Source organism: Reichenbachiella sp., assembly GCF_039941815.1.
Taxonomy (GTDB): domain Bacteria; phylum Bacteroidota; class Bacteroidia; order Cytophagales; family Cyclobacteriaceae; genus Reichenbachiella.
In genome coordinates, this window is record NZ_JBDVDW010000059.1 from 313,640 (window position 1) to 327,201 (window position 13,562).

At 42.9% G+C, this 13,562-nt stretch carries 11 protein-coding genes; 3 read left to right on the forward strand and 8 right to left on the reverse strand.

The features are described 5' to 3' along the window. Position 1 precedes the first annotated feature (1 nt). The 4 genes from ABJF11_RS13965 to ABJF11_RS13980 form a co-directional block, all read right to left on the reverse strand. Positions 2-1,417, reverse strand: coding sequence for an SDR family oxidoreductase (locus tag ABJF11_RS13965; RefSeq protein WP_348120491.1), 1,416 nt, complete (start codon positions 1,415-1,417; stop codon positions 2-4). A 23-nt stretch (positions 1,418-1,440) separates the two neighbouring features. Then, positions 1,441-1,929, reverse strand: a complete 489-nt coding sequence (locus ABJF11_RS13970) for an SRPBCC family protein (RefSeq protein WP_348120492.1) — start codon at positions 1,927-1,929, stop codon at positions 1,441-1,443. Between the two features lie 4 nt (positions 1,930-1,933). Beyond that, the gene (locus ABJF11_RS13975; protein ID WP_348120493.1) at positions 1,934-2,095 is read right to left on the reverse strand and encodes a Lacal_2735 family protein; all 162 of its coding nucleotides are present in this window, start codon (positions 2,093-2,095) and stop codon (positions 1,934-1,936) included. A gap of 92 nt (positions 2,096-2,187) precedes the next feature. After that, positions 2,188-3,537, reverse strand: a complete 1,350-nt coding sequence (locus tag ABJF11_RS13980; protein WP_348120494.1) for a fasciclin domain-containing protein — start codon at positions 3,535-3,537, stop codon at positions 2,188-2,190. Positions 3,538-3,701: 164 nt separating this feature from the next. On the opposite strand from ABJF11_RS13980, the gene ABJF11_RS13985 reads away from it, so the two are divergent. After that, positions 3,702-4,580 (forward strand): MerR family transcriptional regulator, encoded by an 879-nt coding sequence (locus tag ABJF11_RS13985; protein ID WP_348120495.1) that lies wholly within the window; start codon positions 3,702-3,704, stop codon positions 4,578-4,580. A 99-nt stretch (positions 4,581-4,679) separates the two neighbouring features. Then, positions 4,680-5,105: an OsmC family protein gene (locus ABJF11_RS13990; protein WP_348120496.1), complete on the forward strand. Its 426-nt coding sequence runs from the start codon at positions 4,680-4,682 to the stop codon at positions 5,103-5,105. A 110-nt stretch (positions 5,106-5,215) separates the two neighbouring features. Here ABJF11_RS13990 and ABJF11_RS13995 read toward each other — a convergent pair whose 3' ends face one another. Then, positions 5,216-5,887, reverse strand: coding sequence for a SiaB family protein kinase (locus ABJF11_RS13995; RefSeq protein ID WP_348120497.1), 672 nt, complete (start codon positions 5,885-5,887; stop codon positions 5,216-5,218). 183 nt (positions 5,888-6,070) lie between these two features. On the opposite strand from ABJF11_RS13995, the gene ABJF11_RS14000 reads away from it, so the two are divergent. Further along, on the forward strand, positions 6,071-7,858 hold the full coding sequence (locus tag ABJF11_RS14000; protein ID WP_348120498.1) for an ATP-binding protein: 1,788 nt from the start codon (positions 6,071-6,073) through the stop codon (positions 7,856-7,858). Between the two features lie 62 nt (positions 7,859-7,920). Here ABJF11_RS14000 and ABJF11_RS14005 read toward each other — a convergent pair whose 3' ends face one another. The 3 genes from ABJF11_RS14005 to ABJF11_RS14015 all read right to left on the reverse strand — a co-directional run bounded on the left by ABJF11_RS14005 (position 7,921) and on the right by ABJF11_RS14015 (position 13,504). Continuing rightward, the gene (locus ABJF11_RS14005; protein ID WP_348120499.1) at positions 7,921-9,531 is read right to left on the reverse strand and encodes an alpha-amylase family glycosyl hydrolase; all 1,611 of its coding nucleotides are present in this window, start codon (positions 9,529-9,531) and stop codon (positions 7,921-7,923) included. Between the two features lie 23 nt (positions 9,532-9,554). Beyond that, the gene (locus ABJF11_RS14010; protein ID WP_348120500.1) at positions 9,555-12,317 is read right to left on the reverse strand and encodes an alpha-amylase family glycosyl hydrolase; all 2,763 of its coding nucleotides are present in this window, start codon (positions 12,315-12,317) and stop codon (positions 9,555-9,557) included. 128 nt (positions 12,318-12,445) lie between these two features. Further along, a complete protein-coding gene (locus tag ABJF11_RS14015; protein WP_348120501.1) occupies positions 12,446-13,504 on the reverse strand; it encodes a SusE domain-containing protein in 1,059 nt (352 codons plus the stop codon). Positions 13,505-13,562 lie beyond the last annotated feature (58 nt).

Genomic DNA, 13,562 nt, shown 5'->3' on the forward strand with positions numbered 1-13,562 from the left:
TTTATTTTGCTAACGCTCTAATCATACCTTGAAACACCAAGCCGTGCATAGGATATACTGCATACCAATACAGACGACCAAGTATCCCACGTGGTCGAAACGTGGCAGTCTGGTACAAGGTGTCCCCTTCTATTCTAAACTCCAACCAAGCCTCGCCGGGTAGCTTCATCTCAGCGAAAAGCAGCAATCTGCTTTGTTTTCTATCTGCTAAGAGTACCCGCCAGAAATCAACGGCATCACCAGTTGCCAACATGTCCGGATGAGTTCTGCCTCTGCGTAATCCTACACCTCCAAAGATTTTGTCTATAAATCCGCGAAACTTCCAAAGCCAGGTCATATGGTACCATCCCCGATCTCCTCCGATGTGCCAAATTTTGTCGAGTGACTGTTGCTTGTTGTTGACCTTCATAGATCGGGCATCTTTAAGGCAACCAAAACTGGGCACTTTCATGAAATCTGATAGGCTGTGTGTAAATGTGCCACTTACGAGTGAGTCTTTCCAGCTTGAGACTATTTCATGGTCTTCTATTTTCATGAATGTTTTACGCAATGCCTCCGCATATGACTTGGGCTGTACTTGCAGGATATCATTGATCCGCTGGTCTCTACAAATGACTTCTATTTTCATGCTACTGACCAATGCCGTGGCTAGCTTGTAGGAGGTGGAGGTCACAAAATAGAGCCAATAGGACGAGAGTCTCGGGGTCATTACCGGAATGGTGTAAATACTGCGTTTGAGTTTTCTTATTTTGGCATAGCCCTGCAACATTTCCTTGTAAGTCAATACATCTGGCCCTCCAATGTCAAAATTTTGATCATACATGCTTGAGTTCATCATGGTCAGACTCAGCATATCTATGACGTCCTTGATTCCTATGGGCTGACATTTGGTATTGAGCCACTTGGGCGTGACCATGATGGGTAGCTTCTCTACCAAATCTCTAATGATCTCAAAGGAAGCACTGCCAGATCCAATAATAATTCCTGCTCTCAGGGTGGTCAGATGATAGCTCCCTTGGCTGAGTTCTTCTTCTACTGCCTTTCTGGATGACAAGTGCTTTGAGAGGGTGTCTTCGTTGACAATACCACTCAGGTAGACTACATGCTTGATATCGGATCGGTGAACTATACGCCTAAAATTCTTGGCTATGGTAAGCTCCAGATTGTCGTAGTCAGTGGCAGAGCTCATCGAATGCATCAGATAGTAGGCCCCATCTATGCCGGAAGGAAGATTCACCTCTTCTTTGGCCTGCAAAAAATCTATTTCGAATACCTCTATTTTTCCCTTTAGGGAATCGGGAGGGTTGAAACGGTTTTTATCTCTTACACAGCATATGACCTCATGACCTGTTCTGATCAATTCGAGAAGCAGTCGCTTACCTATATATCCGGTGGCGCCGGTCAGAAGAATTTTCATATTGTATGTTGTGCATTATACCTTTAGGCTAATGTCATATAGCTCTCGGTGTCCTTAGCAAAATATTTTTCAACAGCTACCTTTCTATATTCGAATATATTATTGAGCTGCCGTCTAATATACAGCGAATTCGCTATCGCGCCTAAAAACCCTAAGGGTGGTTGATAAGTGATGATATCTTTCATCACTACCGAGCTGCCGAGCGCTTCCAACATATGCTGGTGATGCCACATGACGTACGGTCCAATGCGCTGCTCATCCACAAAAAATTCCCGGTCTTTGACATGGGTGATTTCCGTGACCCAGTCAGTTCTAAAGCCTGGTATCGGACTCACTTTGTATGAGATAATCATACCCTCGTACATCTTTTGGTTTGCATTATCCGAGGTGATATCAAATCCCATGTGCTCGGGAGTGATTTTTTTGAGGTTGGCTGGTGAAGAGATAAAATCCCAAACTTCATCTAGTGATGCCTCGACCACTTGTACTTTCTTATATTGATAAAACGCCATAGTTCTATTGCTTTAGGATTTGTTCTAATATGGCCTGTGCTTGCGCAAACTTTTCGTCACTCAATGCTCGATTGACTTGAGAAAGCTTATGAGACTCGGACATGAGTTTTTCGTATTTGGATTGAAGCTTTTCTGCTTCTGATTTTCCTTTAAATATTGAAAACATAGTTATTAATTTAAAAATGCTCTTAAAAAAATAGAAATCGGGGAATATTAATTCCCCGATTTCACTCTTACCAACAACCTACTACGAATATTTTATGGAACCAATACTGCATCGATCACATGGATCACGCCATTGGCTGCATGTGTATTTACTGCTGAGATGTTTACATCAGTATTGATGGTCAGATCAGTGAGATTGAAGGTCAGGTCACTCCCCTCTACTGTTGTGACTCCATTATTGGCATCCAACGCTCCAGCCAAATCTTTGTCATAAACCCTTCCGGATACTACATGATATTGTAGAACAGCTATCAGAGTCTCAAGCGGAATATCACTTAAAGTAGTCCAATCATCATTGCTATCCAGCAAGGCAGTGAAAGCTGCATCTGTAGGAGCAAATACTGTGAATGGGCCATCTCCGCTTAGTACTGTGATCAGATTCTGATCTGCAGTACCTTCGTCTGCTGTACGTGTCAGGGCTGCTACTAGTGAAGTAAATTCGCCGTCTTCAGATAGAGCGACAGCTACATCTACCACTGTGCCTTCTTCAGGAATCAATACCTTATCAATCACATGGACCACACCTGATCCTGATTCAATATCTACATTGGATATTTCTATGTCTCCATTGATGAAGTTGCCTGCATCTACTAATGAGAAGTAGATGTTTTCACCGTTGAGGGTTGCTGCGCTGGCAGGAATATCTGCACTCAGTACCTTAGATGTGATCACGTGATAAGTCAATACATCCAGTAAATCTGCTGCATCTGTATCGGCAACTACTACTCCTGAAGCAGTAAAAGCATCGTTAGTTGGAGCGAATATGGTCAGATTAGCGGTATTCAATAGAGTGCCGACCGCGTCTGCTTTTATGGCGGCTTCTATCAATGTAGAAAAGCTTTTATTGAAATACGCTGGTTCTAAAACTGTATTTACAAACTGAACGTGCGAATCTGGCACCAGTACAGCATCTATCGTATGTATAATACCGTTGGAGGCTACCACGTCAAATGGCTCCACTACATTGGCACTATTGATAGTGATTCCATCTGTGCCGACAGCTATAGTAATGTCGGACCCTTCGGCGGTCTCAGCAGTACCTGCGGATATTTCTGTAGAAGAAATAGAACTTCCGGCCACCACATGATATAATAAGATATCAGTAAGTACGTCGTCTGGTACATCTTCAATGCTCGTCTGTCCTACTGCTTCCAGAAGATCAGCGAATGCTTCGTTTGTAGGAGCAAATACTGTAAATGGTCCATCGCTCTGAAGTGTGCTGATCAGATCCACTTGTGTAAGTGCAGTAGCCAATGAGGTAAATCCATTGGCTTGAGCCAACTCTACAATGTCTTGTGTAGATTCATTAGTATCATCGTCGTCATCACAACTTATGAAAAACAACGGTACAAGGAATAAAAATAAGAAGGTGAAATTTTTCATGTCTAAATTTTTTATGTTTTAGTTAGACACTTATACGCCATGAGATATATTTTGTTTAACTTTTTTGTGATTTTATTAGACATTATTACTTAAAATGACAGAAATACTCCCAATTTTCATTTAATAGAAGATTTTTGTCCATATTTATTTTCAAATAATTAGACATGATCACATATTCAGTAGCGCAAGTGGAGGCAATCACTGGTATTTCGGCTCATTCCTTGCGTGTATGGGAGCGAAGATTTGATTTCGTAGAACCTTTTCGAACAGCAACAAATATTCGCTACTATTCTGACGAGCAGTTAAAAAAGCTAATAAACGTTGGTGTTCTTCTTCGCAACAAGTTCAAGATCTCCAAGGTGGTAGCCATGAAAGACGCTGAAATTCATGAACATGTCAGCGACATTCTACTTCAGCCTCAGGCGGATATACAGGAAGATATCAGTGCGCTTACGCTTTGCATGATAGACATGGACGAGCAAAAGTTTAGTGAGTTATATAATGCTCACCTAACAAGAAAAGGACTGCTCAATACTTTTGTTTCACTTATCTACCCTTTTCTTAATCATGTTGGCGTCTTGTGGGGCACGAACAAGGCCATGCCTGCTCAGGAGCATTTCATTTCTAGTTTGATTCGTCAGAAGCTGATAGCTGCTACGGATGCCTTGCCTCAACCTGCATCGGACGCTCCCAGTCTCCTCCTCTATCTCCTGGACGGCGAGGATCACGAGATCGGGCTGTTATTGGCCAACTATATAGCCAAAGAAATCGGCTGGCGTACTTACTATCTTGGACAGAACGTGCCGTCAGAAAATATCAAATTAGTCACAGAACAGTTGAAACCCAATTTTATGTTTTCCATGATGGTTTCTCCGCGAAACTCCAAATTTGAGAAGACTCTGAAAGTGCTTTTGGATGACGTTGGGATCAAATTACTCTATTCTGGAAATACCCACCTGCTGGACCCAGAGCAATTCAAGGACCAAGCCATTTATTTAAACTCTCCTGGCGCATTCATTAATTACCTTAAGGAAAACAGCTAAGTCTGCCTCATACTATCACCTGCTGATTAGATCCTAACAATTGGGTTTTCAAATGTGTAAGATTTATGATATGCTTATATTTATATAAAAAAGATTCAAATGGGCACTTATGCAGTAGCGATTACCAAAAATGAATTAACCACTCAGTTGAACACTGAAGGACATATGGGTTTGGTGGATGAACCCATAGAAATTGGTGGGCAGAATAAAGGACCGACACCTTATGATCTGCTGTCTGGCGCCCTTGCTAGCTGCACCTCTATTACGCTGAGGCTTTATGCGAACAGAAAAAAACTTGAGGTATCAAGAATACGCGTACGCGTAGACTTTGGTCGCGAATACAGGACAGATTGTGCCAGCTGCGATGAAAAAGGACAAAAGGTGGATGTTTTTGAGCGAGTCATTACGGTTGAAGGAGATTTGACTGCTGAGCAAAAAAACCGTATGCTGGAAATCGCCAACCTTTGCCCGGTTCACCGAACATTAGAAGCTCAGGCAGAAATATCTACTCGCCTGGCTGAGTGAATATTCAAGCCTGAAATGTATTTCCTCGGTACAAATACTGGATAATACTGGTGTAAATGAAAAATCCGGCTAGCGCCGGATTCAATATTTTTTAAGGAGGCTAGAGCGCTTTAAACTCTATTAATCTTAATCTGGAATGTGAAATAAGAATACTCACTATTTACCTTGTCAAACTTGTAGTTGAGTCTCTCGCCTGTCTTGCGAGCCAATTGTATGAGTCCTAATCCGGCTGTTCCCTTTTCGGAGAACTCACCATTACTTAAAGTTTCTTTATATAAAGCTCTCAATCCGTCTTTATCGGTATTGTTCACCTCTTCTATTTTATCTTTCAGGTCGTAGGTATGCTTTGTGGGGATAAAGTTGCCAGTAATGATGTTATAAAACTTCTCTTTGGCTATCACCGTGATCAGGCCTGATTTGGCATCATGTTCGGAGATTTCTTTGAAGTGTCCTTTTACCTCATCCATATGATGGTACAAATTGTGAACACATTCCACTGCTGCACTATAAAACAACTTCTGAACTTTTTTGTCAGATTCTGTCATATTCACCTTTCTGTCCAAGGTCTCAATCACAGATGTCACCAAATCAAAGGTAATAGCTCCCTTGTACATGAGGAGTACATTCTCATTGTAGATTTTGTTATACAGATCAAAGCTATTTACATTTTTCGCTTCAACCTCTTTTCCTTTCTTTACATCATCAATCATGTCACCCTGGGTAGATTTTTCCTCCTTCCATTCGTCGAAGGCACCTAATATTTCATTTGTATTCTCTTCCATATAGCTGCCAACCGAATACTACGGCTTATAGTATACTACGGTTTAAATCTACAAAAATAATATGTGAATCTCCAATTATTTAAATTTTGCAAAATATCTACTCTTTCTTTGAGATTTTCCTAATCTGTCAATTAATTATCTAGCAATAATTTTTGCTCTTAGAAGAATAAGTATCTTTGGCACGTGAGGATAATTAGAAGCATTTTCTTTGCTCTGATGTACTTTTTGATTACTTCTACCTGTATTGGGTCTGATTTGACCTGGGCCGAGCTGCAGAAGAATAAAGAAGGTACTGTGACCATATATTATCGCAGCACGGAACCGTTTCTGATCCGCGAAGCCGATGGGTCGTTGCGTGGGCTGGAGTATGAAATGATGGTCGGGTTCAAATACTACCTGTGGAATAAATACGGGATCAAACTCAATCTCGACTGGCAGTCTCAAGAAAGCTTTAAATATGTGTTTGGTCTTATCAAAGACAATCCAAATGCCGGTGATCTGGGCCTTGATATTATCTCTCGTACGGCCAACCGTGAGGAAGAAGTTGGCTTTTCAAATCCCTATTTTCCTGATATCCAGGTTCTGGTATCCAACAAGTCTATCCCTACTGTAAATTCGATTGATGAGTTTAAGGAGTCGTTTCCAAGCTATACGGCGGTGTCGGTGAGCGAAACTACTTATGATCAGTATCTGACAAATATCAAGGACAAATACGACGTTGACTTCAATGTAATCTACAAGCAGTCAAGCAACGAAATACTAGAGGGTATTCTGGAGCAACCTGATCGATTTGGCTACATGGATCTTCCCAACTACCTCATCGCACTGAATCAAAATTTGGATATCAAAAGGCAACCCATTCTTCCGGTCAAAGGTATTGGATTCTGTGTAATTTTCGAAAAAGGAAGCGATTGGGCCATTCCTATCAATGAATATCTGGCCAGTTCTGATTATCAAATCTTAAGAAACAAAGGGATTCAAAAATATCTGGGCAACGATGTTTATGACTTGATAGAAAGTATCTCAGAGGGTGAAAACGAAGAAATTGTGCTCTTGCTTAAAGAAAAGGAGCTGGTAGATAAGGAATTATACGAACAATCCAAACAGGTACAACGGCAGGCTTATATCACCAATATGCTGATCGCCTGCGTCGTCGTGATCCTGATTTTCGCTTTTGCGCTATTCAATAGAAATAGGGTGAAGTCGAAGGCGAATGAAATTTTGACTGCGCATCGCAACATGATAGAGAATCAGAATGAGTTGCTAAGCAAAAGAAACAATGAACTACTCGATCTGGACGAGGAGAAAAACAATTTTATCAATATCCTTTCACATGATTTGCGTGCGCCTATCAATAATATTATAGGGCTTGCAGGGCTACTCAAAATGGACGAAAACCTGACCAAAGATCAGATTGGTACCATTGAACATATCACCTCTGAGTCGAGGCGTCTCAACAAGATGGTGACCAGGATTCTGGACGTGGAACGGATTGAATCACAAAGCACTGAGGATTTTAGAGAAATAGATCTCACTGAGGTGCTAAATCGTGTCTTGAGCAATTATCATCAGCAAGCTCATGACAAAAAGATCACCATAGCGCTACATACCGAAGATGACCAGAAGGTCTTTGGTTTGGACCAATATCTATTTCATGTATTTGAAAATCTCCTCTCAAATGCGATCAAATTCTCTCCATTAGGTGAAGCGATTTGGATACGCGTAGAAACGCATGACGGTTTTCATCATATTAACTTCACCGATGGAGGTCCCGGATTGTCTGAAGAGGACCAAAAACGCATGTTTAAAAAGTTCCAACGGCTAAGTGCTAAGCCTACAGGAGGAGAAAGATCCACCGGATTGGGACTATCTATTGTAGCTAAATATACAGAATTGCTTGGGGGACGGCTGGAGTGGAAGTCTGCCCCAGATCAGGGCACTACGTTTATCGTCATTCTCAAGGCAGTTTAGCGCAAGCGAAAAAAAAGAGGAGTGCCCCCCGGCACCCCTCTGTAACCCAAAACTGATCTTTGTTATTTTCTGAAGACTACACTTCCTCTGGCTGGAACCGTAAGTACCTCATCACTCCTGTCAATAGAGGTAGACACCCAATGTTCGATCTGATAGTCTTCTACCAATGTGGCATCCAGCTGCTGTGACTTAGCAGATAAATTATGAATCACTGCTACAGATTCTCCTTCAATATTTCTTGTAAAGGCCACAATACCGGAATTACCAAAATCCAAATGTTGGATGTCTCCTTCGGTGAATACTGGCTCTTTTTTCAGGGCAATTAATTGCTTGTATAGGTATAGCACAGAAGTTGGATCTGAGGCTTGAAGTTTAGCTGGTTTTACAGATTTGTCAGTCGTGTACGCCGGCTCCATCCAAGTTGCTCTAGCCGCATCTTCAGCCAGATTGTCCCATGGCATGGGTTCTCTTATGTTTTCATCCGGCTTCATGCCCAGCATTCCAATCTCCTCACCATAGTAGACGTATGGTGTCCCAGGCAAGGTGAATAGCATGGCTGCGGCCAGTTTGACCTTAGCTGGATCATTACCCAATACTGATGCTACACGGTTTTGATCATGGTTGCTCAAAAAGCTCGCTTCTACAAACTCCGGATTATATTTCTTAAACCAGGGCAAAGAGGTATTGATTACATCAGCCATATTGGCGGAAGAGTCGATTTGATATCCATGACCTTTGATATTGGCTGCCACCACTCTACCATTATTTATTGATTCTAATATGCTGAATGCACGGTCAAAATTGAATAATGAAGTAAATCCAGCTGCGTATGGGGAAGCGGTAGCGGCATCCGCCCAGACTTCACCGATGAGGTAGACATTGGCATTCACCTGCTCCATTTCTGCCTTGAATTCTCTCCAAAAAGCGTGACTATCTTCTGCTCTATCATCGGGATAGATGTGCTTTGCTGCATCCAGTCTGAATCCATCTACTCCGACGTCTTCCAACCAGTATCTTCCTGCCTGATAGACCTCTTGCCTGACTACTGGATTGTCATAATTCAAATCAGGCATTCCTCCATAAAAAAAACCATAGTAGTGCTCCTCGGTTGTATCTCCTTCCACTGGATGCCACTGACGGATGTTATCAGAGTCGAATGAAGTTTCTTTCTTAGCAATCTGCTCGACTATGGAGTCTTTGTCTGCCCATACATAATAATCTCTATACTTGGCGGATTTGCCTTGCAGTGCGTCTTGAAACCATGGGTGATCATACCCACTATGATTAATCACAAAATCAACGATGATTCTGATGTCCTTTTTATGTGCAGCCTCTACGAAAGCCTTGAAATCTTCCATGGTGCCATAATCAGGGTGTATACCAGTGTAGTCTGTGACGTCGTACTTGTGATAGCTCGGAGAAGGCGACATCGGCATCAACCAAATAGCATCCACTCCCAAGTCGCTTAGGTAATCCAGCTTAGCACTCATCCCATTGATATCACCAATGCCATCCCCATTTGAGTCAGCAAATGACTGTACAAATATTTCATAGAACACCATTTTGTTCCATTCTATTGGTTGATTCATAGCTTCCGCTTGTTGGTCCTGCTGGCCTTCGGTACACCCGGAGAGGGCCAATAAAAATACAATTACGATTATTTGAAGTTTCATAGCACTAGTTTATACTCTAAGATTTAGTTTTTTATAAATTTTCTTGAAATCAATCGATTTTGACCTTGTGTCCTAAACGTGTATACGCCGACTGGCAGCTTAGATATATCCAGGCTCACATCGGATTGTAGCATTGTACCATATAAAACTTCCTGTCCCAACACGTTGACTATCGACCAGGGGGTTTCAGATTTCCGGAAAGCCTCGTTCAAATTTATACGAATGTGATCACTAGCGGGATTAGGTGAAAAAAGTAGTGTATTTGCCTGTAGGTCAGACCCGAAACCAGTGACTATCCCTTCTACCGGGGTGTGAAGCTTCTGATCGGTAAAAATGTGATACTCGCCTGGTGCCAGTGCCAAATCAGCATTGACATCAGTCACCTCTATCTCTTCTCCTGTGATGAAATCAAACCATGTGCCTGTGTGTTGAAAATCAGGGTCGATGTCGCCTTCCTGTACGTCAAAATTTCCAATCACGACCACACTCGTGTCTGAGTTGGAGAGGTGAATGGTCTTGTGTACGCCTTCCGGGTTCCAGCTAAAGTCACCTTTTGTAAAGACATCGTATTCGTTTCTTAATTTGATTAGCTCTTTGTACGTCAGATACAAGCCTCTCCTTTGGGTGTCTTCCAAATATTCCCATTTCGCCGGTTTACGGCCGGTACGTCCATTCTCATCGATGGAGATATCGTAGCCAAATTCGCCCCATTGCCAAAACATCTTGGGTCCGGGTATAGTAAAAAAGAAAGCGGCTGATAGTTTTAATCGATCCAGGGCGTTGCCAAATTCCCGCACCCTGTAGACACCAGCTTCTACACCATCTTTCAGGAGACTAAACATATGTCTCTCTTCATCATGGCTTTCCATATAGGAAATCAAGTAATTGTTGGTCCAGCCGCGCTCGTCGAAATAGCCCCATTCGATAGATTTACCATCGGCATTGCCCAGAGCGGCTTCACCGTAGTCGTGATGTATATTGCCCCACAACATCATCCCGTAGTCGGACAATTCTATCTCTTCATCGTTATCTGCAAAGTGCTCTAATATCACGTAAGCGTCCGGCGTATGTTCCCAGATGGCGTCTGCCATTCTTTTGAGCAGGGTGATTCTGGACTCATCTTTTTTACCCCATCCACTTACACTTCCTCCAGCATCTACTTGTGTAAATCCTTTTGATAAATCGAATCGATAGCCATCAAATTTGAACTCGTTGAGCCAGTAGTGATTGATGGAGTCGAGCCAGTTTTGGGTGTACTCGCTTTCGTGATTGATATCGGAGAATACATTGAACGGGTGCTTGGCTTCCACATTGAACCAGGGGTTGTCTTCTGTAGGTTTGAAATCATCAAAATCAAAATACATTTGTGCATAAGGTGAAGGGATGTCGTTTTGATTCATAACCATGTCAAGTATCACCGCCATGCCTTTACCGTGGGCAGCATCTATGAATTCTTTGAGATCGTTTTTGGTACCATAGGCTTTGTCTACCGCAAACATGAATGTTGGGTTGTAGCCCCAGCTGTCATTCCCGTTAAACTCCATGATAGGCATGAGCTCAATGGCGTTGACCCCTAGTCCACTGATATAGTCCAGTGTATCAATCAGGGCTTGATAATTCATATTTTCCTCACCTAGAAAATCTCTCACCAGCAGTTCGTAGATGATCAAATCTTCTTTTTCTGGTTTTTCAAATGATGAATTTTGCCATTCGAAAGGTGTTTGGTTGGTTTGTAACACTGAGGCTCTATTGTGATACCAATTGGCATGAGCAGCACCTTCAGGGTATTCCATCAGGTCTGGGTAGGTAGATTCAGGGATCCATTTATCATCAGTATCAAGGATTTTATCGGCATGAGGGTCCGCAATCCAAATCTGTTCATCTACCAAATATTGGTATGCGTATTCTTTGCCTCTCGTCAGGTCATTTATTTCTAGCCAGAAGTGCTCGCCGTCTTTGCTCATCTGGAAGTCCGGATCTATTTTCCAATCGGTAAAGTCACCTACTACATATACGGTTGATTTTTCTGGAGCGAGTAGCGAAAGAACCACCTGGGTATCATCATTCTGATAGTTGATACCATCTACTACCCCAGCCGGCCTCGCGGCTTCAACGGTGGCTGTTCTGACTGTATAGGTAAAAGCTTCGCTGGCCTCATCATCGGATGTACTGGCCGCGAATTCTATATCATGAATACCATCGTCCGCAGCTGTCAGTGTGTATTCCAGGCTAGTGGCGTTGGTTTCGCTGGCCACTTCTTCGCCATCTACGCTCAAGGATATACTTGCACTTTCGGAGGTAGCCACTGCCAACTCTATTGATTCTCCGGCATCCACAAGGATGGGAAAAGAAGTTGGGCTGGTGACGCTAATAGCGAATTCATTTGACAGGACGTCAAAATCGTAGTCAGGTGTCTGACCGTCGTCCCAGGACTGGCCTTTTAGCAGCAGACCAATTTTTTCTATTTCATCAGCTTCCAGGTCGAAGAAGTCTGTTGGGGTAAATGTAATGGTGTAGATATTGTCGTCGCTTTCTGAGCGTGTCATCAGTGCGGCACTTTGATTTGCTGTAGCTGGATTGACATTGGTAGGTGCGTCTATATCACCTGCGGCTCTATCCACCCAGGTCCAAATCCAAATATCATCCGTATAGTCTTCTAAGGGAGTATCTGTGACGTCGACCGTGATTTCTACCTCCTGATCAGCCAGCGGGAATACTGGGTCAGTGGTGACCTGAGCCATTGCAAAGTTGGAGAGGAGAAAAAAGAATAGGATTAGTTTATTCATGCGGATTAGTTCAATTTGGATATAGGCTCCCCTTCTCCATGATCATTCATGGCGGGAATGAGAATAAACCATCCACCGTGTTATTCTCGGTGGATGGTCTTCTATTTTATTTACAAGAAGCTTAAAGCTTAGTTTGCAATGAGTTGATAAGTGCTATTGACTACATCAAGACGGATGGTGTAGTTGCCAGCGGCAACGGCAATATTATCTCCTCCACCTTCCAAAGTTCCATCGGCGCCAGTGTCGCCCAAGTTCAAATCCCAAGCATCATTTGCACGGAACTTAAATTCGCCTGCTGTAAGGTCTGTAGTAATTTCCCATACCTGACGCTGTCCGTTGTAAGTCATGTCCGTATCACCATCCCAGCCATCAGGTGTGCTATCTCCGATGATACCCCAGTCGTCTGTTTTCTCCATTGAGATGGTAAGGGCATTTACATCTACGATAAACTCGTATACTCCGGGAACAACGCTAAAATTGCCTCCAGCTGCGTCGAGCGTACCTGCGTAGTCTGTACCGTCAGCTGTAAGTGATCCACCCCAGGCATTGTCCCAGTTGGCCTCGGGAGTGATTTTAAACTCCGTATTAGCTGCCGGATCACCTGCTGCACCGTCTATGATTCTGATTACTCCTTGATATACTGAGTTGAAGTTGTAAGAATACAATCTACCGTCATCTGCACCAGGACTCCAGCCCTGATATGCACCCGGCACATAGGCCATAGGATAGTCGATGAGTGTCTCATATGGAGTCACCGTAAAATCAGATATTTCAGAGAATACGGTATCTACATCAGCACTTACTGTTGCATAAACACGGCCTTTGATAGTGGCTGACTCATCTATAGTCAGTCCCCATGCCAAGAGTACGGCATTTACATCAGCTACTACTGCAGAGCCAGTAGACTCTTGCGACGTCGCTATATCTGCCGCTCCGGTAAAAGTATCATCCATCGCAATTTGTACGACGTATGTAACTGAGGCATCAAATCCAAAATCAGCCTCATCCCAGGTATAATCAATAGTACCGGCGGCATCATCTTTTTCAAATTCCATCCCATCAGTACCGGGGCTAGTCAAAGCTGGTGCTGAAGGATCGCTGCTGATAGTCACTTTTTCCGCTTCTTCTTCGCAAGCGCTAAATAGTACGGCTACCACCAGAATATATAAATATGTTATTTTTTTCATGTCTTAATATTTTATTTAAGAGAAACCGGAGAGTAGGCTCGCCAACAGCGAGCTTCTC

Coding starts and splice junctions, on each gene's coding strand:
- ABJF11_RS13965 (WP_348120491.1), bottom strand. CDS start 1,417: ATGAAAATTCTTCTGACCGGCGCCACCGGATATATAGGTAAGCGACTG.
- ABJF11_RS13970 (WP_348120492.1), bottom strand. CDS start 1,929: ATGGCGTTTTATCAATATAAGAAAGTACAAGTGGTCGAGGCATCACTA.
- ABJF11_RS13975 (WP_348120493.1), bottom strand. CDS start 2,095: ATGTTTTCAATATTTAAAGGAAAATCAGAAGCAGAAAAGCTTCAATCC.
- ABJF11_RS13980 (WP_348120494.1), bottom strand. CDS start 3,537: ATGAAAAATTTCACCTTCTTATTTTTATTCCTTGTACCGTTGTTTTTC.
- ABJF11_RS13985 (WP_348120495.1), top strand. CDS start 3,702: ATGATCACATATTCAGTAGCGCAAGTGGAGGCAATCACTGGTATTTCG.
- ABJF11_RS13990 (WP_348120496.1), top strand. CDS start 4,680: ATGGGCACTTATGCAGTAGCGATTACCAAAAATGAATTAACCACTCAG.
- ABJF11_RS13995 (WP_348120497.1), bottom strand. CDS start 5,887: ATGGAAGAGAATACAAATGAAATATTAGGTGCCTTCGACGAATGGAAG.
- ABJF11_RS14005 (WP_348120499.1), bottom strand. CDS start 9,531: ATGAAACTTCAAATAATCGTAATTGTATTTTTATTGGCCCTCTCCGGG.
- ABJF11_RS14010 (WP_348120500.1), bottom strand. CDS start 12,317: ATGAATAAACTAATCCTATTCTTTTTTCTCCTCTCCAACTTTGCAATG.
- ABJF11_RS14015 (WP_348120501.1), bottom strand. CDS start 13,504: ATGAAAAAAATAACATATTTATATATTCTGGTGGTAGCCGTACTATTT.